Source organism: Arthrobacter sp. TJ-265 (assembly GCF_058269135.1).
On the sequence record NZ_JBZCND010000004.1, the window covers coordinates 16,652 to 40,150 of the forward strand.

Here is a 23,499-nt window from a genome sequence, read left to right on the forward strand (position 1 = left end):
GAGGAGTGATCATGAGCGGCAGTCGTGTGCCTGCAGCGGAGTTCGAGGTCGAGGAGGTCCTGCGCGCTGCCCACTCCGCGATCGGCGGGCAGCAGGAGGCCGCCGTGGACATGCTGCAGGTGCTCGCCCCCGACGGAACGATGGCCGGCGGCCTGACCGCGGAGATCGACGGCGAGCCCGTCGACTTCTCGCCCTACCTCGCCGCAACGGACGCCGCCCATCTGCGCTCGCTCTACCGGGACATGTTCCTGGTCCGGCGCTTCGACCAGGAGTCCACGGCCCTGCAACGCCAGGGCCAACTGGCGCTCTGGGTGCCCCTGACGGGCCAGGAAGCCGCGCAGATCGGCTCCGGACGCGCCCTGCAGCCCCAGGACTATGCGTTCCCGACCTACCGGGAGCACGGCGTCGCCCTGACCCGCGGCGTCGAGCCGGCGGAGATCCTCCGCCTCTTCCGGGGGGTGACGAACGGCGGGTGGGATCCCCGCGAGCGGAACTTCCACCTCTACACGCTCGTCCTCGCGGCTCAGTCCCTGCACGCCGTCGGTTATGCGATGGGCATCCAGCGGGACCAGCTCGCGGACCCCTCGCTGCCGGAAGCGGCGTCGGTCGCCTACTTCGGTGACGGTGCGAGCTCCGAGGGGGACATCCACGAGTCCATGGTGTTCGCGGCGTCCTTCAACGCTCCCGTGGTGTTCTTCTGCCAGAACAACCAGTGGGCCATCTCCGTCCCTGCGGCCGTCCAGACCAGGGTGCCTCTCGCGCGGCGTGCCGAGGGGTACGGGTTCCCGGGCGTCCGCGTGGACGGCAACGACGTCGTCGCCGTGGAAGCCGTCACGCGCTGGGCGCTCGACCATGCCCGGTCCGGGAAGGGGCCGGTCCTGATCGAGGCCTACACCTACCGGATGAGTGCGCACACGACCGCCGACGATCCCACGAAGTACCGGTTGTCCGGGGACGAGCAGGAGTGGCAGCCGCGCGACCCGCTGGTCCGCCTGGAGGCCCATCTGCGGTCGCAGGGCCTGGCCGATGACGGGTTCTTCGACGAACTCGCCGCGGAGGCCCGGGCCATGGCCACCGCGCTCCGCGATGCCGTGCTGTCCATGACGGTGCCGGACATGGAGAGCCGTTTCGCGACCGTGTATGCCGAGCCGCACCCGCTGGTGCAGGAGGAACTCCGCTTCTTCCAGCAGTACGAGGCCGGGTTCGTCGACGAGGGGAAGCACGCCTGATGGCGACGATGACCATCGCGAAGGCGATCAACGAGGGCCTCCGCGCCTCCCTGACCCAGGACCCGAAGACCCTGCTGATGGGCGAGGACATCGGTGAGCTCGGCGGTGTCTACCGTGTGACCGACGGCCTGAAGAGGGACTTCGGGGCCCTGCGCGTCGTCGACTCGCCGCTCGCCGAATCCGGCATCATCGGCACAGCGATCGGGCTCGCCCTGCGCGGGTACCGGCCCATCTGCGAGATCCAGTTCGACGGCTTCGTCTTCCCCGGGTTCAACCAGATCACCACCCAGCTCGCCAAGCTGCGCACGCGCAGCGACGGCATGCTGAGCGCACCCGTGGTGATCCGCATCCCCTACGGTGGCGGCATCGGCAGTGTGGAGCACCACTCGGAGTCCCCCGAGGCGCTCTTCGCGCACACCGCCGGGCTCCGGATCATGACGCCGTCCAACCCGCAGGACGCCTACTGGATGATCCAGCAGGCCGTCAGCTGCGAGGATCCGGTGATCGTGTTCGAACCGAAGCGCCGCTACTGGCTCAAGGGCGAGGTGGACACCTCGGCGCCCGCCGGTGATCCGTTCTCCGCCCACGTCCTGCGCGCGGGGACGGACGCCACCATCGTCGCCTACGGCCCGCTCGTGCCCGTCGCCCTTGCCGCGGCCTCGGCGGCGGCGGAGGATGGCCGCAGCGTCGAGGTGATCGACCTGCGCTCCATCTCGCCGATCGACTTCGACACCGTCACCGAATCGGTCACCCGCACGGGCCGCCTGATCGTCGCCCACGAGGCGCCGACGTTCGGCGGTATTGGCGGGGAGATCGCCGCACGGATCTCCGAACGCGCCTTCCTGTCGCTCGAGGCCCCCGTCATCCGCGTCGGCGGGTTCCACATGCCCTACCCCGTGGCCCGCGTTGAGGAGCATTACCTGCCGGACATCGACCGCATCCTCGAGGCACTCGACCGTGCCTTCGCATACTGAAGGACCATCATGACGCTCAAGACGTTCAACCTGCCCGACGTCGGTGAAGGCCTCACCGAGGCGGAGATCGTGCAGTGGAAGGTGGCCCCCGGGGCTCCGGTGGCGGTCAACGACATCATCTGCGAGATCGAGACCGCCAAGTCGCTCGTCGAACTCTCCTCCCCCTACGCGGGAATCGTGTCCGAGCTGCTCGTCGCGGAGGGCGAGACCATCGAGGTCGGGACGCCGATCTTCGCGGTCGAGGATGGCGTCGCCCCGGATGGGGACGGCAGTGTCCCGGACACGGCTGCGGGCGGCTCCGGCGGCGCCGATCGCGCAGATCATGCCAGCGATCATGTCGGTGATGGTGCGGCCCCCGGTGCTGCCGGGGGCGGATCGGCTGCTCCGACGGGCGATGCCCCGACCGGCGACGCCCCGGTCCCTGTGCCCGAGATGCCCGGGGAGCTCGCCGGGGCACGACAGGACGGGGTCGATGCCACCGGTCCCGGGGCCGCGGACCCCGAGCCCACGCCCGGTCCGCTGGTGGGCACCGGACCGAAGGCCGACGCCGTGAAGCGCCGACCACGCAGGACGCCGTCCGCGCAGGGGACACCCGCCGCACCTGCCGCGGCGCAGGTGGCACCGATCGCACCGGCCGCCGCACCGGCCGCCGCACCGGCCGCCGCGCCGGCGTCGCCCGTCCCTACGTCGCCCGTCCCTACGTCTCCCGCACAGGCGGCACCCGCTCCGACAGGGACGCGCACGGGCCGTCCCGCCGAGACACCCGTCCGGACCAACCCGCTGAACCAGCTCATCAGCCGCGTGCTCGCGAAGCCGCCGGTCCGCAAGGCCGCGCGGGACCTCGGCATCGATCTCGCGGACGTCCCGGCCACCGGCTCCGCGGGCGAGGTCACCAAGCAGGACCTCATGAGCTACCAGTCCCAGCGTGACGCCGAGCAGGACGGCGCGGACTCCTTCTGGTCGGACCGCAAGCTCCTCGGGGGCGGCCGCATCGAACGCATCCCGGTCAAGGGGGTCCGCAAAGCGACGGCGAAGGCCATGGTGCAGAGCGCGTTCACGGCACCCCACGTGAGCATCTTCGTGGACGTGGACGCCTCCCGGACCATGGAGTTCGTCAAGCGGCTCAAGGCCTCCCGGGATTTCGAGGGTATCCGGGTCTCGCCGCTGCTCATCCTGGCGAAGGCCGTCATCTGGGCGGCGGCGCGGAACCCGTCGGTCAACGCCACCTGGGCCGAGGACGAGATCCTCGTCAAGCACTTCATGAACCTCGGCATCGCCGCCGCGACACCGCGGGGGCTGATGGTGCCCAACATCAAGGACGCCCAGGACCTCTCGCTGAAGGAACTGGCCCTCGCCCTCAACGACCTCGCGACCACGGCCCGCGCCGGAAGAACCCAACCGGCCCAGATGCAGGGCGGCACGCTCACCATCACCAACATCGGGGCGTTGGGCATCGATACCGGGACACCCATCATCAATCCGGGGGAGGTGGCGATCGTGGCCTTCGGTACGATCAAGCAGAAGCCCTGGGTGCTCGACGGGGAGGTGATCCCGCGCTGGATCACCACGCTCGGCGGATCGTTCGACCACCGGGTGGTCGACGGCGATCTCAGCGCACGCTTCATGGCCGACGTCGCCTCGATCCTCGAGGAGCCCGCCCTGCTGCTCGACTAGGGTGGGGCCATGGACCAGCAGCTACCCGGCGGGGGAACGAGCCGGAGCCCGCGACCGCGCTACCCCCTGAGCAGGCTCCTGCTGGTGGTGCTCATCGGCTTCCTCGCGTCGACCGTCCTCCAGTGGGTCTTCCCCGACCTCGGCGCGGTGGCGCGGCTGTCCATCCTCGTGATCGTCGCCGCACTCATCTCCATCGCGGTGACGCTCCGCCAGCAGAAGCGGCCGCCGCAGTAGGCGTGGCCCGGCCGGTGGGCTACCGGTTCTGCTCGATCGCGCCGCGCAGGATCGGCGCGAGGCGCCGGACGCCCTCGACGATGTCCTCGGGTGAGACGGCGCTGAAGGCCAGCCGGAGCTTGTTCGAGGGCTCGTCCGACGGCGTGAAGGCAGCGCCGGGGATGAACACGACGCCGGCGTCGATCGCCGTGTAGAGCAGCGGATAGGTGTCGATGCCCTCCGGCAGGGTGACCCAGACGAAGAAGCCGCCGTCCGGGGTGGTCCAGTGGACGCCCTCGGGGAATTCCTCGGCGAGGGCGCCGAGCATGGCATCGCATCGCTCACGGTAGAGGCTGCGCATCGAGTCCAGATGCCCGCGCCAGTCGTACTCGGTGAGGTACGCGCTCACGAGCATCTGCGTGAGCGGGGACGGGCACAGCACCACGGCCTCGCAGGCGAGATAGAACCGGCGGTAGAGGTGCTTGGGTACCAGGGCCCAGCCGAGCCGCACGCCGGGCGCGAAGATCTTCGAGAAGGAGCCGAGGTAGATGACGTCGTCGGGGTTGTCCGCGCGCATGGGCTTCAGAGGCTCGCCGTCGAAGCGCAGCATGCCGTAGGGGTTGTCCTCCAGGACGAGGATGTTGTGGGCACGGCAGATGTCGACGACCCGCTGGCGGCGGTCGGCGGCCATCGTGATGCCGCTCGGGTTGTTGAAGCTGGGGATCGTGTACAGCAGCTTGATCGCGCGGCCCTGCGCCTGGAGTTCGGCGATGACCCGTTCGAGCTCCTCGGGGATCAGCCCGGCGTCGTCCATCGGGATGGTGACGACGTCGACCTCGTACGCCTCGAACGTGTTGAGGGCGCCCACGTAGGTGGGGTCCTCGCAGAGGATCACGTCCCCGGGATCGCAGAAGACCTTCGCCGCGACGTCCTGCGCCGATTGCGAGCCGGTGGTGATCACGATGTCATCGGGGCTCGCGCCCTCGATGCCCTCGGCCGCCATCACGTCGCAGACGAGCCGCCGGAGCTCGTCCATGCCCTGACCGCCGCCGTACTGCAGGGCCTCGAGCCCGCGCTCGGCGATGATCTTCTGGGCGGTCCGGCTGAGGTCCTCGAGCGGCAGGGATCTCAGGTACGGGCTCCCGCCCGCGAGCGACACGAGGCCCGGACGGATGGAGATGTCGAAGACATCGCGCACCGCCGACTGCTTGATGTTGGCCGCGCGCAGGGAGAAGAGCCGGTCGTGGCGCGCGGCGGAATCGACGGCGCGTTCGAGGGCTGCCTCGGTCTCGGCGGGCAGGAAGTCGGTCGGGGTCTCGCTGGAGGACGTCACGCCCAGAGTCTAGGCGCGGGTTCACTATCAGGCAACAGGTGTTGCCCAGCGGTGCTGCTCAGATCCATCCCGCCTCGCGCGCCTTCAGGGCTGCCTGGAAGCGGCTGTCCGCCCGCAGCGTGTCCAGCATCCAGGCGATGTGCCGGCGGCAGGTCCTCACATTGATGTCCAGGCGCCGCGCGATCGACTCGTCGGACAGCCCGTTCGCGAGGCCCTGGATGATGGAGCGCTGCATCGCGCTCAAGGGTGACCCGACCTGCTGCGGGGAGAGGAAGGACTCGCTGATCTCCCACGCGATCTCGAACAGGTGCGTGAAGATGTTGATGAGGCTGTGGTCCCTGATGACCAGGGCGGCCTTGTCGTCGCGCGAGAGCTGGCGGCCCACCAGGGCCAGTTTCTCGTCGAAGATGAGCATGCGGAGGGGGATGAACGGGAGGACGCCGAACTCCCCACCACCAGCAGCGATCGCCTCCACGGCCTTGCGGGTCGGCACGTGGTCGCGCGTACTCGTGTCGTACAGGGTCCGCCGTCGCACCCCGTTCCCCAGAAGCTCCAGATCCTTGCGGACGCTCTCCTCGTGGACGTCCGCCGTCGAGCCCTGACCGGGCTGCGCGATGTACACCTTCTCGGTGACGTCGCGCCCGTAGTCGATGAGGACCCGGTGGATGAGGTGCGGGTCCTCCAGGGTCTCCACCGACGTGCTGGCGAGGACGTGTTTGCGCGCGTCCAGGAAGGTGGGCAGGAGGCTGGACAGTTCGCGCCGCTGGGCGCTGATGCGCGCCTTGAGTTCCTGCATGGCGCGTTCGTCCGCGTCGACGAGGTCCGCGAGGGCGACGTCGGGGGAGACCGCCACGAGCCCGTCCGGGCTGCCGGCCTGCGGGCTGAGGAGTCGGCGCTCGGACAACTCGAAGACGGCCTCGTCGATGCGGCGCAGCGTCAGGCCGAGGGCCTCGGAGGCCTCGGAACGCGTCCAGCCCGGGTGTCCGACGGCGTACCGGTACACCTCGATCGACGTCGCACCCAGCATGAGAGCTCCTTGTCCGGCCACTGGTACCAGCGGCGAATCGCGTGCAAAAAAGATGGCATGTCCAGTTAATGACACAGCGGGGACGGTGGCAATCCAGCCGTCCCGTCAACGCCGGGATCCGCGTGATTCCGCGGTTCTGAGCCCGGGACACCGCTGTCTCGGATCGTCATGGAGCGCCGCCGCGTCCTGATCGCGCCATGTCCGCAAACGGCCACCTCTACTGCTGGACACTACCTGTCGGCGGCGGACATTCTGATGAAGCCGATCCAGTGGAAGTCCCGAGGGGGGCCTTCCCGCAACGGATCGGGCACTGCCGATCGGCAGTGTGGGGACAGCTCGACCACCCGGACACGGGCAAGGAAGGATCGCCATGAAGAAGGTATTCGGCGCAACTGCAGGCCTGTTGATCGTGGTGGGAGCTGTTCTGCCGGCAGGCCAGTCCGTCAGCGCGGGTAGCTGGGACTGGCCGAAGGGTCAGCCCACAGCGGCGAGCTGGGACTGGCCGAAGTAACAGGTGCCCCCGGACCGGAGTCCGGAGGGCGCCCCCGGAGCCCGCCCCAGCGGGGGTGATCACAGACCCTGAAGGAGAGAGCCATGAGCCAGCTGACCGCCGTTCGTACCGCCTCACGGACAGCCGTCAGCACTCAGTGGTGGCATCTCTCCCTCTCGACGGGTGGCTTCGATGTAGCGGACGGCATCATCGAAGAACTGGTCACCCCGCTGGTGGCGCAGGCCCGGGCACTGGGGGCCAAGCGCTGGTACTTCACCCGGTGCGAGGATCCGTCGACGGGCCTCGTGGGCCAGGTCAAGCTCAGCATCCACGCCCACCCCCGCGTTCTGGAACCCCTGCGCACCTTCGAGCGTGCACTCCAGGCCCGTAGTGCACGGAGCATGCCCCTGCTGGTGGTCCGCCAGCATTTCACCGCTCCCGCCAGCAACACCTACTACTCGGGCGGCCGGGAGATGGCCGATCCACAGCTCGAGGCCAACCTCGTCAGATACGGCGGGGTCGAGGGCCTGCACCTCGCCGAAGAGGTCTTCGAACTCGGCTCCGAGCTCGCCCTCTGGGGCTATCAGCGCTTCCCCCGCATGCAGAGCCGCTCGGCGCTCGGGGCTTTGATCCTCTTCGACTCCGCGCAGAGCATGATGCGCGGCCCCCATTCCGCGGGATGGCCGGACCGCCGCAGACTCTCCTGGGACTGTTACTGGGACAGCCACCTCCGCACGTGCACCGCCGACGTCGGCCCGCGTGCCTCGGGGGTACGTGAGGCGATGGCCGCGCAGGTGGCCGCGAAAGCCCCCGGGTTCCATGCGCTCATGGCGGCCACGGCCGCGGAATCCGCCGTGCAGAACTGGCGGCGGCGCTGGTTCCGCGCACTCGACACCTATCTGTACCGGGCGGACAAGGTCCGCGTCAGCCGCAGCGCCCAGCACCTGACCGTGTACCAGGCGCACATGGCGCTGAACCGCCTCGGTTTCGCCGCCCGGGAGGAGGCGGCACTGGGGTTGTACGCGCGGAGCTGGAAGCCGCTGGCCGCCCCGGCCCGAGCCTCACGCACCGCCCCATAGACCGGCCCACCCATCGACCGAAGGACTGCACCATGAACGCGAGGACCACCATCGTGCTGGCCATGGACGACGCCGACCTCTCCGAGGCCCTCGGCTGTTCGTCGGAGGAAGTCGAGTCGATGCAGAACGACGGCGTCCTCGCCCCGCAGGGCCAGCTCTGGGAGATCGGCCCGGCGCGGGACTATTTGAGGGATGCCGCCTGGGCGGACAACCTCTGGCACTGAGGGGACCCCGAACGCAGCCGAACGACAGGACGCCGGCGCGGAATGCGCCGGCGTCCTGTCGTCCCCGCGCTGCTATCGGTGCTACGTGGGCGGATGCTGGGGATCAGGCCGCGATCGGAGTGGCCGCCCCGGCGAGGGCCATCAGTACCCCGGTGACCAGGCCGGAGACCTCGGCGTCGTCCTTCGGGTGCAGCTCCGCGAAGCGCGTGATCGAGCTGCCGATGGAGAGCCGGGCCTCATCGAGCACGGTGGCGCCTGCGACGCCGAGGGAGCGGCGGGCCTCGTCATGGGCCCACACCCCGCCGTACTGGCCGAACGCCGAACCGATGACGGCTGCGGGCTTGCTCGAGAGCGCGCCGGCGCCGTAGGGACGGGAGAGCCAGTCGATGGCGTTCTTCAGCACCGCCGGCATGCTGCCGTTGTACTCGGGGGAGATGAGCAGGACGGCATCCGCATCGGCTGCCGCGGCCCGGAGGGCATCGACGGACTGGGGGCGGTCGGTGTCGTTGTCGATGTCCTCGTTGTAGAACGGCACGTCGTTCAGCGCATCGAACGTGACGACGTCGACGGCCTCGGGGGCATGGGTAGCGGCCGCTTCCGCGAGCTGGCGGTTGATGGAGCCCTCGCGCAGGCTTCCGACGAGGGTGAGGATCGTGGTGGACATGGTTTCCTCCAAGGCTGTGGGGCCGTACGGCCCGGGTGTTCGGTACTGCGACAGATGCATCCCCTGCTGCAAGCGGACTACAGTCCGGTTTATTCCGCCGCTATAGTTGCGGCATGCAGGGCGAGGAATTGCTCCGGGTCACGGGCGACGACGGAGAGCGGACCGATGCGGCACGCAACCGCCGCCTCATCCTCGACGCCGCGGCCGAGATCGTCGCGACCTGCGGTCCCGAACGGCTGACCACGGACGCCGTCGCGCGGCGCGCGGGAGTGGGCAAGGGCACGGTCTTCCGGAGGTTCGGCAACAGGGCGGGCCTCATGCACGCGCTCGCGGACGAGGCAGGGCGCTCCTTCCAGCACGCCTTCATGGCAGGCCCTCCTCCCCTGGGGCCGGGGGCGCCACCCCTCGAACGGCTGATCGCCTTCGGCGAGGCGAGTATCGAGCGCATGCGGTTCGACGGGCAGATCCTCCGGGCGGCCGAGCAGCAGGGCGGGCCGGACCTCGAACACCCGACGCAGCAGCTCACGCGGCTGCACCTGGCCATGCTGCTGCGCGGCCTGCATGTTCCCGATCCGGAACTGGGCGCCTACCAGTTGTCGGCGTTCCTGAACGCGGGACTGCTGCTGCACCTGCAGGAGCACCGCGGCATGTCGAACGCCCGCCTGGCCGGGGCGTGGTGCGCCCTGGTCTCCGCCCTCGCGTCGGACGCCGACCGCAGCCGTAGAGAGCGCGGGCCCTTGTAGACTGGCAGGCGCCGGCGCCCTGCCGGCCGTCGAGTGAAGTTGGTGGAGCGTGGAGGAGGTACCCGAGCAGATGTCCGACTCCCGTGAAGCCGTCGAGGACGGGGCAATGGGCGGCCCGCGCCTCCACCTCGTGGCCGACGACGTCGACCTCCCTTCCCCCGAGACCGCCGCCGCGCGGCTCCAGGACCTCCTGGTGGACCACCCCGACGTGCAGACCTTCCTGCAGGAACTGGCCGAGTTCACCGCCGAGACGCTCGGCACCGAGGGCGATACCTACTGCGGCATCACCCTGCAGCGTTCGGTCCACGAGCAGCTCACCGTGGGCAGCAGCGGGGAGAAGGCCAAAGCCATGGACGAGGTGCAGTACGAGCACGATGACGGCCCATGCCTGCACGCCCTGCGTGTGCACGACGAGGTGTTCATCGCGGATGCCCGTACCGAAGCCCGTTGGCCCGAGTTCATGGAACACATCACGCGGAACGGCGTCGGCGCCATGTTCTGCCTTCCCCTGGACCTCGAGGGCTCGGCGCGTGCGGCCCTCAACCTCTACGCCGAGGACGTCTCCGTCTTCAGCGAGGACTACCGGCGGGTCGCCCGCGCCTTCACGGTGCAGGCGTCGCAGGCCCTGAAGCTCGCCGTGCGCGTGGCGCAGCATGCCGCCACGGCGGAGGACCTCCACGCCGTGCTGCAGACCCGCACCGAGATAGACCTCGCCGTCGGGATCATCATGGGCCAGGACAACTGCTCGCAGAAGGATGCGTTCGACAAGATGCGCCGGGCCTCCAACTCCCGCAACGTGAAGCTCCGGGTGCTCGCCGCGGGCATGGTCGCCGGGTTGAACGGGACCGTTCCCCGCGCCCACTTCGAGCCCTCCTGACGCCCGTGGGTCCGATGCCGCACCGGCCCGTCCGGACGGTGCTGATCGGCTTCGGCCACGGCGGCAGCGTCTTCCATGCACCGCTGATCCAGCACGATCCCGGATTGGACCTCGCCGTCGTCGTCACGCCGAGCCCCGGACGTCGGGACGCCGCACGGACCGCCTATCCGGCCGCGCAGGTCGCTGCCACCCTCGACGACGCGCTCCGGGCCGTGCCGGACCTCGGCCTCGCCGTCATCGCCACCCCTCACGCCTCGCACGCACCGCTGGCCGCCGCAGCCCTCGGGCGGGGCCTGCACGTCGTCGTCGACAAGCCCTTCGTGGTGCACGTGGACGACGGCGAGCGGCTCATCGACGCAGCACGCGCGGTCGGCAAGCTCCTCGTCCCGTTCCACAACCGACGGTGGGACGGGGACTTCCTGACGGTGCAGACCGTGGTCCGGTCGGGGTCCCTGGGCGGAGTGCGGATCTTCGAGTCGGCGATGGAATCGTGGAAGCCGTCCATCAGCAAGCCGTGGAAGCGCGACGCCGGCCCGACGGACGGCGGGGGAGTGCTCTACGACCTCGGCTCACACCTGATCGATCAGGCGCTCACCCTCTTCGGACCGGCGGTCCCCGTGTATGCCGAACTACGCAACGACCGCGGGGGCGCGGCCGAGGACTCGGCGTTCCTCGTCCTGCGCCACGACGGCGGAGTCACCAGCCGGCTGCACGCCGGGACCCTCGCGCCGCTCGCCCGACCCCGCTTCCACCTCACCGGCGCGCGGAGCGGACTGACGATCACGGGCTCGGACCCGCAGGAGGCACTGCTCACGGCGGGGGTGACGCCGGACGGCCTCGTCGACGCAGCCGGTGCCCTGATGGTGCCGCCCCGGGCTCTGATGGGGCGCGACGGCGACACCGAGGTGCTCGCCGTCGGCCTCGGCCGGTACCCGGACTTCTACTCGGGGCTCGTCGCGGCGATCCACGGCGACGGGCCGCCGCCCGTCCAGGTGGACGACGCCCTCGACGTCGTGCGGTTGATCGAACAGGTCCACGCCGCGTACCCGTCCCGGCCGCAGGGCACCTGACCGGGCGGGCCGGGTGCCCGCAGCACTAGACGAGCGCCGACCAGTCCTTCGCCAGCTCCAGGCCGTGCGCCTCGGACACCGAGTGGTGTGCGACCCGCCCCGACGCGACATTCAACCCGCGGGCCAGGGACGGATCGGCGTCGAAGGCGGCGCGGACGCCGCGGTCGGCCAGCGCCACGGCGTACCGCAGCGTCACGTTGGTCAGGGCGTAGGTCGACGTGTTCGGGACGGCGCCGGGCATGTTGCCCACGCAGTAGAAGAGTGATCCGTGCACCGTGAAGGTGGGGTCCTCGTGCGTGGTGACGCGGGAGTCCTCGAAGCACCCGCCCTGGTCCACCGCGATGTCCACGAGGACGCTGCCCGGCTTCATCCGGGCGACGAGATCGTTCGTGACGAGCTTCGGGGCCCGGGCGCCGGGGATCAGGACGGATCCGATCACCAGGTCCGCCTCGAGGACCGAGGTCTCGATCTCCAGGGAGTTCGAGGCGACGGTCTTGACGCGCCCGGCGTACAGGGCGTCGATCTCCCGCAGCCGGGCGATGTTGATGTCGAGGATGGTGACCTCGGCTCCTGTTCCGACCGCCATGGCCGTCGCATTGGTGCCCGCGACGCCGGCCCCGAGGACAACGACCTTGGCGGGGCGGACCCCGGCGACGCCGCCGAGCAGCAGGCCGGGGCCGCCGGCGGGCGCGGTCATGACCTGCGCGCCGACCTGGACGGACAGGCGCCCGGCCACCTCGGACATCGGGGCGAGCAGGGGCAGGGCGCGCCCGTCCTGGACGGTCTCGTAGGCGATCGCGGTGACGCCGGCGTCCACCAGGGCGCGGGTCAGCTCGGGTTCCGCCGCGAGGTGGAGGTAGGTGAAGAGGATGAGGCCCTTGCGGAAGCGGTGGTACTCCGCGCCGACCGGCTCCTTGACCTTCAGGACCATGTCCGCGCGTGCCCACACGTCGTCCGCGGCGTCGACGAGCTCGGCGCCTGCAGCCTCGTATGCTGCATCCGTGATGTTCGAACCGACCCCCGCTCCGCGTTCCACGAGCACCGTGTGCCCGTGGGCCCGGAACTCGTGCACACCGGACGCCGTGATGGCGACGCGGAATTCGTTGTTCTTCACTTCTTTGGGGACGCCGATGATCATTGGGTTCTCCACGGGGTCGATCGGGCGGACGGGTAGCTCCAGAATAGGGAGCGTTTCGAGGCGCGAGCCGGGGCCGGTCCCGGCGGCCAGGCGATACCCGGCGGCGCAGACCGTGCCCCGCGGTCGTCGATACCCGTCCTACCGCCATCGGTCCGGCATGTGAGCTGGATCACTAGCAGATCGGCGCTGCCGGGGCCATCGACAGTTGTCGAGTCCGCAAGCGGCAAGTGTCGCCCATGGCGGCCGGCCCCGCTTAGTGTTGGGCTGTGCAGAACCAGCAGATCGAGGACCTCGTCGAGTCGCTCGCGCAGACGCTCGGGCGCGGTCTGTCCCTCGAGGATCCCGACGGCGTCCTCCTCGCGTACAGCAGTCACCAGACCTCCGCCGACCGCGTCCGGGTCAATTTCCTGCTGAGCAAGAAGGTGCCGGCGGACGTCAGCGAGTGGCAGTTGCGCCACGGGATCGAACGGGCCGTCCGTGCGGTCGTCGTCCCCGCGAACGATGACCTCGGGATGCTGGGGCGGGTGTGCGTCCCCCTCCTCGTCCGGGGCTTCCGCGTGGGCTATCTGTGGGTGCAGCAGCACTCCAGCGAGGATCCTGCCCCGGTCATCCTTGCCGCCCTGCCAGTGGTCCGGCCGACCATCGACCGCCTCGCCGAACTGCTGCTCGAGACGGACACGGCATCCTCCGAGCGGCGCACACAGCGGGAGGCCACGTTCCTCGCCGCATGCCGCGGCGTCCCCGCAGCGGTGGAGGACCTGCGCGGCTGGCGGGAGCTCGGTGGGCACGGGCCGTGGCGCGTGGCCCTCGTACACGAGCTGTCGGAGTCGTCGGCCCGCGCCGGGAGGGAGGACCCGCACGAGGCCGCCCTGCTCCAGCGCACCATCGCCCTCCAGGCGACGGTCGGCGTCGAGCCCGTCCTGTTCAGCGCCGGCGCGTCCACCCACTCCGCCCTGTTGTGCGAGGCCAGGGTGGGCCGCAGCGCCCTCCAGCATGTGGTGGACCGGTGCCGCGTCGAGGTGGCCAAGCGGGCGGGACGTCCCGCGGGGCGGTTCGTCCTGGGGCTCAGCGAACCTGCCGCCGACCCACGGGACTTCGCGGACGCATTCCGTCAGGCGCAGCACGCGGCCCAGGCCGACGCGGTGGATCCCCAGCTCGGCGGGGTGTCGGCGTTCGCCGAGATCGGCGTCTACCAGTTCCTCGGCGCCATGGGCTGGCAGTTCCCGGCGCACGGCAGCGTGCGGTTCGACGAACTGTGCGAGGCGGACCGGCTCGGGGAACTCCTGCCGGTCCTCGAACTGCTGTACGACAAGAACGGTTCCGTGCAGGACGTCGCCACTCAACTCCACCTGCACCGCAGCAGCGTCTACAACCGCCTGACGAGGATCCGCTCGATCATCGGCGCGGACCCGCTGGCCGGCATGGTGCGCCTGGAACTGCACCTCGCGCTCAAGGCCCGCAGGTGGCGCTCCAGACCCCGCTTCGAGCAGTCCTAGGATCACCGCCGATCACGGCGACGACGCCGCTACGCCTGGTCGGGCGCAGTCGGCGAGGGGTCCGACGCTGCAGGCTCAGCGGGCGAGGGGGCCGAGCGGCGCAGCTGGCTGCGCAGCCAGTCCTCGACGTCGGCCCGGCGCAGGCGCCGGTGCGATCCGCGGTACTCCACCGGGAGGGTGCCGGCATCGGTGAGCTTGCGCAGGTAGCTGTGGGAGATGCCGGCGAGCTCGGCCGCCTGCGAGGTGGTTAGCAGCTCGGCGACCGACGTCACCTGGACGGCGTCGCCGTCGGACAGGCGGGCGAGGAGGTCGACGACGGCGGCCTGGGCTTCTGCGGGAAGCCGGTGTGCGGTGCCGTCGACGAACACGGTGACGTCGGCGCTGCCACCGAGTGCGCAGCGCAGGGGTGCGGCCTGTTCCGGCGGAAGTGCCGCCGTCGATCTGGGAGCCCTGATGATCATGGGGCCATTGTGCCAGCCGGGCCCGTAATCGGCGTGATTACGTGGGATCCTGGGCTTCCGCATTGAGTAGTAGAGGTCTATTCTCGCCGTATACGTACCCCAAGTACCTGCACCCAGTGTCGGTTGCAGGTACGGAAACGGTGAACCTCATGACAACAATCGATCACGGGCGGAGCCTGCGTACCAGTAGCTCCGCCGTCTCAGCCCCGCTCACTGAAGAAGTTCCCTCCTGCCCCCTGTGCCTCACGGACGACTACCTGATCTTCGAGGAGTTCGTGCCCGCGCGCCAGGCCGACCACTCCACCGAGCTCCTCCCCGCGAGCGCGAGCTACACGTGCTCCGAATGCGGCACCTTCAACGCGCACGCCGTCCCGGCGTCGTGGCGTCCGCCGCAATGGTTCTGGTACAACTGACCGGCCCGCCCCGTCCCGCCGCGGCCCAGCCTCGATAGGGCCGCTTGACCTTTACGCAGCGTCAATTCCTACAGTTGAATCCTCCCGGCGCACCGTGCGGCGGGAGGAGGCGGATGGAGGCGTGCGACGTGGAATACCCGATCACCACGGTGGCTCGGCTTGCCGGGACCACGAGCCGCACGCTGCGCCATTACGGCGATACCGGCCTGCTGCGACCGTCCCGCGTGGGCGCCAACGGGTACCGGTTCTACGACGCCGCGGCACTCGTGAGGCTCCAGCGCATCCTGCTGCTGCGATCCCTCGGACTGCCCATACCGGCCATCCGCGCGGTGCTCGACGACGGCGACGCGGTGGCCCCGGCATCCGCCTTGCGCGCCCACCTCGACCACCTCCGCGGGGAGCAGCAACGGCTCGACCGCCAGATCAGAGCGGTCCTCACGACGGTCGAGGCCCTGGAACGAGGAGAGGAACCCATGCCCGAGAAGATGTTCGACGGATTCGACCACACGCGCTACCGGGAGGAGGTCGAGGAGCGGTGGGGCCACGACGCCTACGCCCAGGGCGATGCCTGGTGGCGCGGACGGACCGACGCGGAGAGGGAGGCGTTCGGCCGGGAGGTCGCGGAGCTCAACGCAGGCTGGACCGACGCAGCGGCCCGGGGTGTCGCACCGACCGGTAGCGAAGCCCAGGAGCTGGCCGGGCGCCACATCGCATGGCTCTCCTCCGTCCCGGGTGTGCCCCGCGACGGAGACGGGGCACTCCTGCCCGAGTACGTCCGGGGACTCGGGGCGATGTACGTCCAGGATCCACGGTTCGCCGTGAACTACGGCGGCCGGGGCGGCGCGGAACTCGTCCGGGACGCGCTCGAGGCCTGGCTCGCTCACTCCGGACGGTGAGCCGGGTGCCGCCAGGATGTGACCCTTCCAGGTGTCACGCCGTACAGGTCACTGATGCCGGACCGTGAGGCTCGAGGAGTGGTCGGCGGCCCAGGAGGCCAGCAGCCGGAGGCGCTCGGCGGAGGGCGATCCGGGTTCCGCCGTGTAGATCATGAAGACCAGCCCGGGTTCGGCGGTGGGCAGCAACTCCTCGTAGGCCAGGGTGAGTTCGCCGACCACGGGGTGGTTGTAGCGCTTGGTCCCGGTCCCGTGCCGCCGTACGTCGTGGGCTCCCCACAGGTTGCGGAAGGTGTCGCTGCGGGTGGAGAGCTCACCCACCAGCTCCTGCAGGGCACGGTTGTGGGGGTCCCTTCCGGCCTCGGCCCGCATGATCGCCACGCACATCGCCGCGAAGGCGTCCCAGTCGGGGTAGAAATCGCGGGATGCGGGGTCGAGGAACTGGAAGCGCGCCAGGTTGGGGACCATTCCGCCGTCGCCGATGAGCGGTGAGTAGAAGGCGCGGCCGAGGGCGTTCGCGGCAAGGAGGTCCTGGCCCCGGTTGCGGACGAAGGCGATGCCGTCCGTGATGGACTCCAGGGCCCAGTAGAGGCTCGGCCGGGCCGGCGGCTTCTTCGGGGTTCGTTGCCGGGGCCGACCGGAGGCGGGTATGCCGTCCGCCGCGCGGGCGAGGTCGAACAGGTGCGTGCGCTCGGCGTCGTCCAGCTGCAGCGCCCGGGCGAGTGCGTCCAGCACCGAGGAGGACGCGCCGGCGATGGCACCGCGTTCGAGCTTCGCGTAGTACTCGACGCTGACGCCGGCCAGGGTGGCTACCTCGCTGCGGCGCAGCCCGGGCACCCGACGATTCAGGCCCGCGATCAGCCCTGCCTCCTCCGGTGTCACCTTCGCGCGCCGCGACATCAGAAAGGCGCGGACCTCGGCTCGATTATCCATAGCGCCAAGCGTAGGTCGCCCTTTTCCGCGCTGGGGTGCCCTGTCGGTACATCCCTCGACAGGGACTCCTTCGCGCGTCGGATCGGGGTTTGACTGGATGCAATGACCATCCGGTCACACCAGTCGAAGGAGTACCACCATGCGTGGAGTCATCATGCACGCCCCCGGCGATGTCCGGGTCGAGGACCGCGAGGACCCGACCATCATCGAGCCCACCGACGCGATCATCCGCCTCACCGCCACCTGCATCTGCGGGTCCGACCTGTGGCCCTACCGCGGCATCGAGCCCGTGGACCACACCCCGATGGGCCACGAGTACGTGGGCGTCGTCGAGGAGATCGGCTCCGGGGTGAAGACCCTCGAGGTCGGCGACTTCGTCGTCGGGTCTTTCGTCATCTCCGACAACACCTGTGAGATCTGCCGGGCCGGGTTCCAGTCCAAATGCGTGCACGCCTCCTTCGTGGCCGGCGGGATCGGCACCCAGGCCCAGAAGGCCCGCATCCCGTACGCCGACGGAACGCTCGTCGCCACGCCGGGCCAACCGGACGCTGACCTGATCCCCTCATTGCTGGCCGCCTCGGATGTCCTCGGCACGGGCTGGTTCGCGGCCGAGGCCGCCCAGGCCGGCCCGGGCAGGACCGTCGCCGTCGTCGGTGACGGTGCCGTGGGCCTGATGGCCATCCTCGCTGCCAAGCAGCTCGGCGCCGAACGCATCATCGCCATGTCCCGGCACAAGGACCGCCAGGAACTCGCCCGCTTCTACGGGGCCACCGACATCGTCGAAGAGCGCGGCGAAGAGGGTGTCGTCCGAATCAAGGAACTCACCGGCGGACTCGGCGCACACTCGGTCATCGAGGCCGTGGGAACGCAGGAGTCCTTCATGCAGGCCGTCGGAGCGACCCGCGGCGGCGGGCACCTCGGCTACGTCGGCGTGAACTACGACGTGCAGATCCCCGGCATGGAACTGTTCTTCGCCGGCATCCACACCCTCGGCGGACCTGCCCCCGTGCGCCGCTACCTGCCCCACCTGATCGAGCTGATCTGGGACCGCACCATCGACCCGGGCAAGGTCTTCGACCTCACCCTGCCCCTCGAGGACGCCGCAGAAGGCTACAAGGCCATGGCAGAACGCCGCGCCACGAAGGTCCTCCTGACCCTCGACTGATGCTACGTTCACCGGACGAGCGCCGATCGACCCAGCCGCAGGAGGACCACCATGGATATTCGCTTCACACACTGCAGGGCCCTCGTCGTGGCCGGTCTCAGCATTGCGGCGCTCATCACCTCCTGCGGCGGAACCGGCGACGCGAACCAGCCGGGACCGCAGGGCGCAACGCCGTCGCAGGGCCGAGAGGCGGCGATTGCCGAGCCCGTCACCGTCGTCTCGGGTCTCGAGGCCCCGTGGTCGGTGGTGTTCCCCGACGGGGCGACACTCGTCAGTGAGCGGGACAGCGCCAGGATCCTCGAGGCTCTCGATGACGGTTCGACCCGTGTCATCGGGACCGTCGAGGGCGTCGCCGGAGCGGGGGAGGGTGGCCTGCTCGGGTTGGCGGTCGACGACGAGCAGCGGCTCTATGTCTACTCCACGGCCGCGGACGGCAACCGCATCCAGCGCTTCACTCTCGCCGGGGATCCGGGAGGCCTTGAGCTGGGGCAGGCGGAGACACTGCTCGACGGTATCCCTGCGGCGAACTACCACGACGGCGGCCGTCTCGCCTTCGGCCCCGACGGGATGCTGTACGCCACGACCGGCGACGCCGGCCAACGCGACACCGCCCAGGACCGCACCTCCCTCGCAGGGAAGATCCTCCGCATGACCCCTGACGGGGACGTCCCGGACGACAACCCGTTCCCCGGCTCCCTCACCTACAGCTATGGGCATCGCAACCCCCAGGGCCTGGCCTGGTCGGACGACGGCACGATGTTCGCCACGGAGTTCGGGCAGAACACCTGGGACGAACTCAACATCATCACGCCCGGTGCCAATTACGGTTGGCCCGCCGTCGAAGGCATCGCCGGCTCGGAAGGGTTCACCGATCCCGTCCAGCAATGGGACCCGAAGGCTGCCAGCCCCAGTGGCATGGCCCACCGTGACGGCACCCTGTACATTGCCAACCTCCGCGGTCAGGTGCTGCGCACCGTGCCGGCAGCCGACCCCGGGCGATCCGTGGACTACTTCACCGGAGACTACGGCAGGCTCCGCGACGTCGCCGTCGGTCCCGACGGCGACGTGTGGATCCTCACCAGCAACACCGACGGACGCGGGGAGCCCTTCAAGGCGGACGATCAGCTCCTCCGCCTGCCCGTCCAAGCCCCGTGACGGTCACCCTCCTGCACATCGGCCGACCGCCAAGTGGCCGTGAGTTCGCCGACCGACAACGCCCATCGGGCAGGGTGGCTTCTTTTTCGATGCTCGGTCGCTGCACAGTCAGCGGCTGTGTCGAGGCTCTATTCGGGCTCTGTTGCGACGGGTGAGGTCTTCCGGCCCGACTCGATGACTGCCGGTGGCTTGGTCCAGAACTTGCGGTCGAAGACCAGGAGGCCCAAGGCGACCAGGCACCAAACCAGGCTGTAGAGCCACATCATCCGGGTCGTGTCGTCCAAGGTCTGCCACAGAGTGCTCGTTTCGATCGTGCCTTCGGTCGCGTGAGCGATCAAGGTGATCAGTGAGCTGCCGGAGGCGTGGTTGAACAACCACGCGTACCAGAATGTCACCGCGACCGTGGCGGCGGCCTCGACCGGACTCGACCCGAACTGCGGCATCAGGAAGAACGGGATATGCCAAACGGTGACGCCGACGGCCATCAGCACGGTCGCGGCAAGCGGGGTGCGGGTGGCCTGCAGCTTCGGCTGAGCCCAGCCGCGGAAGCTCGACTCCTCCGGTAACTGCGCGTTGAGGGGATTGACGATGTTGATCGCCATTGCCATCGGCAGGCTGTACCAGACACTGAATTCCGCGATCTCCGCAACCGGGGCGCCCAACGTGACGTTGAGGCCGATGGACGCGAACTTGACCGCCAACGGCACGACGATCGCAATGGCGTACCAGACCCAGCGGACGCGCCAGCGGATCAACCGTGACCCCATCGCCTTCAACCCGTCGACGCCCTCGGTCAGGGATACGACGATCAAGGCCGCGACCAAGACACCGGGGGCGAAAAAGCTCTGCCAGGGAATAGCACCCCAGCAGAGGACGTAGGCGAGGAGGAAGAAGGTGAGGACGGGATGTCGCCGAATGACGGACATGACAGACCTTTCGATTCTTGGGCCGCTGGCGACCTGATCTCACAATCGCGGAATCGAGTGATGCAGCCCAGACATTGCCGCCCAGTAGGGACGATCGGTCTCGCCGACAGCCCGCCTTACTCACCTACACCAGTGAGGCGGGTCGTCGACGCCAAGCCGCACAGGCATGTTAACTGGTTCGTCTTCTTCGGTAAACCTCAGGTCCCCAATTGATTCCCTGTCAGGTCGTGGCCGGCCAGGGGAGTGCCTGGTCACCGGTAGGCAAGGCCTGCTGCGCCGGAGTGTACAGACGCCACACCCTCAGAAAGTGCGATGCGTGGGGTGCGTGGCCGCCGCGGCCAGCTCCGACAGCCGATGGGCCCGCGCCGATTCGGCGGCCGTGAAGGGCTCCCCGGCCCGGGAGAAGACCAGCGGTTCCCCTGTGGGGGAGGGGATCTTGAGCACCACGGGTCCTTCGACGAACGACCTGACGGTCGGCGACGGCGCCAGCACGGGTTCGGCCCTGAGGAGTTCGGCGACGGCGTAGCGCAGTTCCACGGGGTCCTGCGCGACCCGGCAGGCGAGCGAGAGCGCCTTCGTCTGCCCGTCGGCGAGAGCCAGAGCCGTCGACGGCCAGACGCGGGCCGATGGGCTGCCACCAGCGGTGAAGGCCCGAACGAGGTCCTGCTCGCCGACGCCTGCGGGTGCGGCGAGGACGAACTCATCGACACTGGCCTGTGCGCCGGGGTGGATGTGCAGCGACAGGATATTCACGCCACGACGGGCCAACTGGTGGGAGATACGCTTCAAAGCGCCCGGGCTGTCCTTGACCAGGACGCGGGCCCGCCAAAGATCGGTCGCCGTGTCGAGGCGCTTGCGCTGTCTCAGGGCCGGCGCGTGGAGCCAGGCCCGGAGGAACCTCATGACGGAGGGCTCCGCCACCCAGATCACCAGTGCGGTCGCGGTGAGCGCGAGGATGAGGACCTTGAGCGGGTAGCTGAGGTGCGTCTGGACGACGACGGCATGGACAACCAGTTCGATGGGCAGCATCACGGCGACATTGGCCACCGTCAGCCGGACCTTCCCTGGCTCGGGCAGCTGCCCGCAGGAATCGCACCGAAGCGACGCGGCCGTGGAACCAGTAGAACGTGTCATGGCTCAAGCGTGGGACGCGCCCGCTTCCACGGCGTTGCCGGCCTGTTCCACGACGAACAACTTGACGGACGGAAGAGGTGGATCGGCAGGCCGTGGTTATCGGATTCCGTCCGGAGTAGAAGTAGAAGTGGGAATACGGGTGAGGCTGGATGTGAGTCGGCCCATATGACGAGGAGGGTGAAGGTGATGGATCGGGAAGGATTGGGTGCGTTCCTGCGGTATCGGCGGGAATCGTTGCAGCCGGAGGACGTCGGGCTTCTGCGTGGTCAGCGCAGGCGGACCCATGGTCTTCGCCGAGAGGAGGTGGCTGCGCTGTGCCACATGTCGGCCGACTACTACGCCAGGCTGGAACGCGGCACAGGTCCGCGCCCATCGGAGCAGATGATCTCCTCCATCGCCCAGGGGCTGCACCTGACGCTGGGGGAGCGCGATCATCTCTTCCGCCTCGCCGGTCACAACCCACCAGGGCGGGGAGCTGCAAGTGATTTTGTCAGTCCCGGGCTGCTGCGAATCCTCGATCGGCTGACCGATACGGCTGCGGAGGTCATCAATGAGGTGGGCGAGACCCTGCGGCAAAGCCCGCTCGGAATGACCCTTCTCGGCGACGCGTCCAAGCGAGCCGGGCCGGGTCGAAGCATCGGCTATCGGTGGTTCACCGACCCTACCGCCAGGGAAGCGTACCCACCCGCGGAGCGTGAGCAACTATCACGGGTATATGCATCCGGACTGCGCCAGCTCATCGCGCTCAGAGGGCCGACCTCGAGGGCGGCCGGGCTCGCCGCGCTACTGCAGGACAACGAGGCCTTCCGCCGTGTCTGGGACACCCAGGAAGTGGGCGTCCAACCACCGGAGATCAAAAGGTTCATCCACCCGTCAGTAGGCCGGCTGGACCTGAATTGCCAGACCTTGCTCGATCCGGATCAGTCTCATCGGCTGCTGGTTTACACGGCCGTGCCCGGCAGCGACAGCCACGAAAAACTTCAACTCCTTACTGTCATCGGCACACACGTCACCGTGTCCTGAGCCGCCCCACGAGATCCAGGCTGCAGGTGTCCGGGTGGTAGGGGTGGATCCGGTAGCCGTGGATCGACAGGTCCTAGCTGCAGTGCGGCAAGCGGTGAAGCATGAAGTCAGGCACCGATCCGGTGACTGTCGACACTTGAGCAAAGGAACCACTGATGCCACGCGTATACGATCTCTCCGTTCCCGATCTGAGCGGGAAACTTGCCGTCGTTACTGGTGCGAGCGACGGGATCGGCACCATTATCGCCACCAGGTTGGCTCAGGCCGGCGCCGAAGTCATCATGCCTGTGCGGAACCAGGACAAAGGCGACACTGCAGTGCAGCGCATCCGCCTCGCCATCCAGGGCGCAAAGGTGAGCACCCGATCCTTGGACCTGTCCTCGCTGGACTCAGTAGCGTCCCTCGGAGCCACACTCGCGTCCGAGGGACGCCCAATCAATATCCTGATCAACAATGCAGGCGTCATGCGCCCGCCCACCCGTCAGATGACCCGGGACGGGTTCGAGCTGCAATGGGGGACGAACCATCTGGGCCATTTCGCCCTCACCCTGGGCCTGCTACCACTCCTGCGCGAGGGCCGGGCGCGCATCACCCATCAGACCAGCGTCGCCGCCCGTAAGGGCGCGATGAACTGGGACGACCTGAACTACGAGCAGAGCTACGACGTCATGAAGGCCTACACCGGGTCGAAGGTCGCCGTGGGCCTCTTCGCACGGGAACTCGAGGCCAGGAGCCGAGCCAACGGGTGGGGTATCAGCAGCAATCTTTCACACCCAGGAATCTCACCCACCAACCTCCTGGCCGCACAGCCTGCCATGGGCCGCGACCGGATCCCCCCGGAGCGCCGCCTTATCGGGCTCCTCGCACAAATCGGCCTTGCAGGCAGCCCGCAGAACGCGGCACTGCCCGCGCTCATGGCAGCCACCGATCCCGACTACGGGGGCGACTACTTCTTCGGACCCAGGCGCACTGCCGGTGGGCCCCCAGTAATCCAGGAGTACTGGGCACCGTTACGCGACATGGACGACGCACACCGCCTCTGGGACGTATCCGAACACCTCATCACAGCCCATGCACCGCACTGACCTGACCCTACGACCCGCGCTGGCCGTCTCGGAGGCGACCTTGGTGAGAAGTGGCGACGAAGATGGATGGTCGTGCGTTA

General features: G+C 69.1%; 25 protein-coding genes. 17 read left to right on the forward strand and 8 right to left on the reverse strand.

Translation table 11 applies throughout. The features are described 5' to 3' along the window. The first annotated feature begins 11 nt into the window (after positions 1-11). Genes pdhA through AC4D2E_RS13860 form a run of 4 tightly spaced genes read left to right on the forward strand, consistent with a single transcriptional unit; the run spans position 12 to position 4,111 of the window. On the forward strand, positions 12-1,229 hold the full coding sequence (pdhA, locus tag AC4D2E_RS13845) for a pyruvate dehydrogenase (acetyl-transferring) E1 component subunit alpha (protein WP_490952987.1): 1,218 nt from the start codon (positions 12-14) through the stop codon (positions 1,227-1,229). Next, positions 1,229-2,203, forward strand: a complete 975-nt coding sequence (locus AC4D2E_RS13850) for an alpha-ketoacid dehydrogenase subunit beta (RefSeq protein WP_490952988.1) — start codon at positions 1,229-1,231, stop codon at positions 2,201-2,203. Before pdhA ends, AC4D2E_RS13850 begins: the two co-directional genes overlap by 1 nt. Before the next feature lie 9 nt (positions 2,204-2,212). Beyond that, on the forward strand, positions 2,213-3,877 hold the full coding sequence (locus tag AC4D2E_RS13855) for a dihydrolipoamide acetyltransferase family protein (protein WP_490952989.1): 1,665 nt from the start codon (positions 2,213-2,215) through the stop codon (positions 3,875-3,877). A 9-nt stretch (positions 3,878-3,886) separates the two neighbouring features. After that, on the forward strand, positions 3,887-4,111 hold the full coding sequence (locus tag AC4D2E_RS13860; RefSeq protein WP_490952990.1) for a hypothetical protein: 225 nt from the start codon (positions 3,887-3,889) through the stop codon (positions 4,109-4,111). Between the two features lie 19 nt (positions 4,112-4,130). On the opposite strand, the gene AC4D2E_RS13865 is transcribed toward AC4D2E_RS13860, so the two are convergent. Continuing rightward, positions 4,131-5,423 carry an aminotransferase-like domain-containing protein gene (locus AC4D2E_RS13865; RefSeq protein WP_490952991.1) on the reverse strand — a complete coding sequence of 431 codons (1,293 nt, stop codon included), beginning with the start codon at positions 5,421-5,423 and terminating at the stop codon, positions 4,131-4,133. 58 nt (positions 5,424-5,481) lie between these two features. After that, the gene (locus tag AC4D2E_RS13870; protein WP_490952992.1) at positions 5,482-6,450 is read right to left on the reverse strand and encodes a helix-turn-helix transcriptional regulator; all 969 of its coding nucleotides are present in this window, start codon (positions 6,448-6,450) and stop codon (positions 5,482-5,484) included. Between the two features lie 370 nt (positions 6,451-6,820). On the opposite strand from AC4D2E_RS13870, the gene AC4D2E_RS13875 reads away from it, so the two are divergent. From AC4D2E_RS13875 to AC4D2E_RS13885, 3 genes are all read left to right on the forward strand, one after another. Continuing rightward, complete coding sequence (locus tag AC4D2E_RS13875; protein ID WP_490952993.1) at positions 6,821-6,961, forward strand: hypothetical protein; 141 nt, start codon at positions 6,821-6,823, stop codon at positions 6,959-6,961. A gap of 83 nt (positions 6,962-7,044) precedes the next feature. Beyond that, positions 7,045-8,019: a lantibiotic dehydratase C-terminal domain-containing protein gene (locus tag AC4D2E_RS13880; protein WP_490952994.1), complete on the forward strand. Its 975-nt coding sequence runs from the start codon at positions 7,045-7,047 to the stop codon at positions 8,017-8,019. A gap of 32 nt (positions 8,020-8,051) precedes the next feature. After that, on the forward strand, positions 8,052-8,243 hold the full coding sequence (locus tag AC4D2E_RS13885) for a hypothetical protein (RefSeq protein WP_104167720.1): 192 nt from the start codon (positions 8,052-8,054) through the stop codon (positions 8,241-8,243). Between the two features lie 103 nt (positions 8,244-8,346). Here AC4D2E_RS13885 and AC4D2E_RS13890 read toward each other — a convergent pair whose 3' ends face one another. Next, positions 8,347-8,907 (reverse strand): NADPH-dependent FMN reductase, encoded by a 561-nt coding sequence (locus AC4D2E_RS13890; protein WP_490910360.1) that lies wholly within the window; start codon positions 8,905-8,907, stop codon positions 8,347-8,349. Positions 8,908-9,020: 113 nt separating this feature from the next. On the opposite strand from AC4D2E_RS13890, the gene AC4D2E_RS13895 reads away from it, so the two are divergent. Genes AC4D2E_RS13895 through AC4D2E_RS13905 form a run of 3 tightly spaced genes read left to right on the forward strand, consistent with a single transcriptional unit; the run spans position 9,021 to position 11,597 of the window. Continuing rightward, entirely contained in the window at positions 9,021-9,650 is a 630-nt protein-coding gene (locus AC4D2E_RS13895) for a TetR/AcrR family transcriptional regulator (RefSeq protein WP_490952995.1), read from the forward strand. 49 nt (positions 9,651-9,699) lie between these two features. Beyond that, a complete protein-coding gene (locus tag AC4D2E_RS13900) occupies positions 9,700-10,527 on the forward strand; it encodes a GAF and ANTAR domain-containing protein (protein ID WP_490952996.1) in 828 nt (275 codons plus the stop codon). Between the two features lie 14 nt (positions 10,528-10,541). After that, positions 10,542-11,597: a Gfo/Idh/MocA family protein gene (locus tag AC4D2E_RS13905; protein WP_490952997.1), complete on the forward strand. Its 1,056-nt coding sequence runs from the start codon at positions 10,542-10,544 to the stop codon at positions 11,595-11,597. 25 nt (positions 11,598-11,622) lie between these two features. Here AC4D2E_RS13905 and ald read toward each other — a convergent pair whose 3' ends face one another. Further along, positions 11,623-12,735 carry an alanine dehydrogenase gene (ald, locus tag AC4D2E_RS13910; RefSeq protein WP_490953146.1) on the reverse strand — a complete coding sequence of 371 codons (1,113 nt, stop codon included), beginning with the start codon at positions 12,733-12,735 and terminating at the stop codon, positions 11,623-11,625. A 266-nt stretch (positions 12,736-13,001) separates the two neighbouring features. Between ald and AC4D2E_RS13915 the strand changes: the two genes are divergently transcribed. Next, entirely contained in the window at positions 13,002-14,231 is a 1,230-nt protein-coding gene (locus AC4D2E_RS13915; protein ID WP_490952998.1) for a PucR family transcriptional regulator, read from the forward strand. 29 nt (positions 14,232-14,260) lie between these two features. On the opposite strand, the gene AC4D2E_RS13920 is transcribed toward AC4D2E_RS13915, so the two are convergent. After that, positions 14,261-14,692, reverse strand: coding sequence for a helix-turn-helix domain-containing protein (locus AC4D2E_RS13920; RefSeq protein ID WP_490952999.1), 432 nt, complete (start codon positions 14,690-14,692; stop codon positions 14,261-14,263). A gap of 149 nt (positions 14,693-14,841) precedes the next feature. Between AC4D2E_RS13920 and AC4D2E_RS13925 the strand changes: the two genes are divergently transcribed. Together AC4D2E_RS13925 and AC4D2E_RS13930 are read left to right on the forward strand one after the other, a co-directional pair. Further along, on the forward strand, positions 14,842-15,105 hold the full coding sequence (locus AC4D2E_RS13925) for a hypothetical protein (protein WP_104167728.1): 264 nt from the start codon (positions 14,842-14,844) through the stop codon (positions 15,103-15,105). A gap of 128 nt (positions 15,106-15,233) precedes the next feature. Further along, positions 15,234-16,001 (forward strand): MerR family transcriptional regulator, encoded by a 768-nt coding sequence (locus AC4D2E_RS13930; RefSeq protein ID WP_490910355.1) that lies wholly within the window; start codon positions 15,234-15,236, stop codon positions 15,999-16,001. A 48-nt stretch (positions 16,002-16,049) separates the two neighbouring features. On the opposite strand, the gene AC4D2E_RS13935 is transcribed toward AC4D2E_RS13930, so the two are convergent. Next, positions 16,050-16,931, reverse strand: a complete 882-nt coding sequence (locus AC4D2E_RS13935; RefSeq protein WP_490953000.1) for a helix-turn-helix transcriptional regulator — start codon at positions 16,929-16,931, stop codon at positions 16,050-16,052. A gap of 139 nt (positions 16,932-17,070) precedes the next feature. Here AC4D2E_RS13935 and AC4D2E_RS13940 point away from each other — a divergent pair, with 139 nt between their 5' ends. Both AC4D2E_RS13940 and AC4D2E_RS13945 read left to right on the forward strand, forming a co-directional pair. Then, positions 17,071-18,096, forward strand: coding sequence for a zinc-dependent alcohol dehydrogenase family protein (locus AC4D2E_RS13940; protein ID WP_490953001.1), 1,026 nt, complete (start codon positions 17,071-17,073; stop codon positions 18,094-18,096). Between the two features lie 51 nt (positions 18,097-18,147). Beyond that, positions 18,148-19,251 (forward strand): PQQ-dependent sugar dehydrogenase, encoded by a 1,104-nt coding sequence (locus tag AC4D2E_RS13945; RefSeq protein WP_490953002.1) that lies wholly within the window; start codon positions 18,148-18,150, stop codon positions 19,249-19,251. Positions 19,252-19,379: 128 nt separating this feature from the next. Here the strand turns inward: AC4D2E_RS13945 and AC4D2E_RS13950 are convergent, their stop codons facing one another. Both AC4D2E_RS13950 and AC4D2E_RS13955 read right to left on the reverse strand, forming a co-directional pair. After that, positions 19,380-20,177 (reverse strand): CPBP family glutamic-type intramembrane protease, encoded by a 798-nt coding sequence (locus AC4D2E_RS13950; RefSeq protein WP_490953003.1) that lies wholly within the window; start codon positions 20,175-20,177, stop codon positions 19,380-19,382. 300 nt (positions 20,178-20,477) lie between these two features. Continuing rightward, positions 20,478-21,311, reverse strand: a complete 834-nt coding sequence (locus AC4D2E_RS13955; protein ID WP_490953004.1) for an amino acid-binding protein — start codon at positions 21,309-21,311, stop codon at positions 20,478-20,480. A 183-nt stretch (positions 21,312-21,494) separates the two neighbouring features. Here AC4D2E_RS13955 and AC4D2E_RS13960 point away from each other — a divergent pair, with 183 nt between their 5' ends. Beyond that, the gene (locus AC4D2E_RS13960) at positions 21,495-22,334 is read left to right on the forward strand and encodes a helix-turn-helix transcriptional regulator (RefSeq protein ID WP_490953147.1); all 840 of its coding nucleotides are present in this window, start codon (positions 21,495-21,497) and stop codon (positions 22,332-22,334) included. Positions 22,335-22,489: 155 nt separating this feature from the next. Next, positions 22,490-23,419 carry an SDR family oxidoreductase gene (locus AC4D2E_RS13965; protein WP_490953005.1) on the forward strand — a complete coding sequence of 310 codons (930 nt, stop codon included), beginning with the start codon at positions 22,490-22,492 and terminating at the stop codon, positions 23,417-23,419. Positions 23,420-23,499: the final 80 nt, after the last annotated feature.

Excerpts from the sequence above, each read along its gene's own strand:
- ald (WP_490953146.1), bottom strand. The coding sequence starts at position 12,735 with ATGATCATCGGCGTCCCCAAAGAAGTGAAGAACAACGAATTCCGCGTC.
- AC4D2E_RS13855 (WP_490952989.1), top strand. The coding sequence starts at position 2,213 with ATGACGCTCAAGACGTTCAACCTGCCCGACGTCGGTGAAGGCCTCACC.
- AC4D2E_RS13885 (WP_104167720.1), top strand. The coding sequence starts at position 8,052 with ATGAACGCGAGGACCACCATCGTGCTGGCCATGGACGACGCCGACCTC.
- AC4D2E_RS13895 (WP_490952995.1), top strand. The coding sequence starts at position 9,021 with ATGCAGGGCGAGGAATTGCTCCGGGTCACGGGCGACGACGGAGAGCGG.
- AC4D2E_RS13870 (WP_490952992.1), bottom strand. The coding sequence starts at position 6,450 with ATGCTGGGTGCGACGTCGATCGAGGTGTACCGGTACGCCGTCGGACAC.
- AC4D2E_RS13935 (WP_490953000.1), bottom strand. The coding sequence starts at position 16,931 with ATGGATAATCGAGCCGAGGTCCGCGCCTTTCTGATGTCGCGGCGCGCG.
- AC4D2E_RS13945 (WP_490953002.1), top strand. The coding sequence starts at position 18,148 with ATGGATATTCGCTTCACACACTGCAGGGCCCTCGTCGTGGCCGGTCTC.
- AC4D2E_RS13905 (WP_490952997.1), top strand. The coding sequence starts at position 10,542 with ATGCCGCACCGGCCCGTCCGGACGGTGCTGATCGGCTTCGGCCACGGC.
- AC4D2E_RS13940 (WP_490953001.1), top strand. The coding sequence starts at position 17,071 with ATGCGTGGAGTCATCATGCACGCCCCCGGCGATGTCCGGGTCGAGGAC.
- AC4D2E_RS13850 (WP_490952988.1), top strand. The coding sequence starts at position 1,229 with ATGGCGACGATGACCATCGCGAAGGCGATCAACGAGGGCCTCCGCGCC.
- AC4D2E_RS13860 (WP_490952990.1), top strand. The coding sequence starts at position 3,887 with ATGGACCAGCAGCTACCCGGCGGGGGAACGAGCCGGAGCCCGCGACCG.
- AC4D2E_RS13965 (WP_490953005.1), top strand. The coding sequence starts at position 22,490 with ATGCCACGCGTATACGATCTCTCCGTTCCCGATCTGAGCGGGAAACTT.
- AC4D2E_RS13950 (WP_490953003.1), bottom strand. The coding sequence starts at position 20,177 with ATGTCCGTCATTCGGCGACATCCCGTCCTCACCTTCTTCCTCCTCGCC.
- pdhA (WP_490952987.1), top strand. The coding sequence starts at position 12 with ATGAGCGGCAGTCGTGTGCCTGCAGCGGAGTTCGAGGTCGAGGAGGTC.
- AC4D2E_RS13955 (WP_490953004.1), bottom strand. The coding sequence starts at position 21,311 with ATGACACGTTCTACTGGTTCCACGGCCGCGTCGCTTCGGTGCGATTCC.
- AC4D2E_RS13880 (WP_490952994.1), top strand. The coding sequence starts at position 7,045 with ATGAGCCAGCTGACCGCCGTTCGTACCGCCTCACGGACAGCCGTCAGC.
- AC4D2E_RS13890 (WP_490910360.1), bottom strand. The coding sequence starts at position 8,907 with ATGTCCACCACGATCCTCACCCTCGTCGGAAGCCTGCGCGAGGGCTCC.
- AC4D2E_RS13875 (WP_490952993.1), top strand. The coding sequence starts at position 6,821 with ATGAAGAAGGTATTCGGCGCAACTGCAGGCCTGTTGATCGTGGTGGGA.
- AC4D2E_RS13920 (WP_490952999.1), bottom strand. The coding sequence starts at position 14,692 with ATGATCATCAGGGCTCCCAGATCGACGGCGGCACTTCCGCCGGAACAG.
- AC4D2E_RS13925 (WP_104167728.1), top strand. The coding sequence starts at position 14,842 with ATGACAACAATCGATCACGGGCGGAGCCTGCGTACCAGTAGCTCCGCC.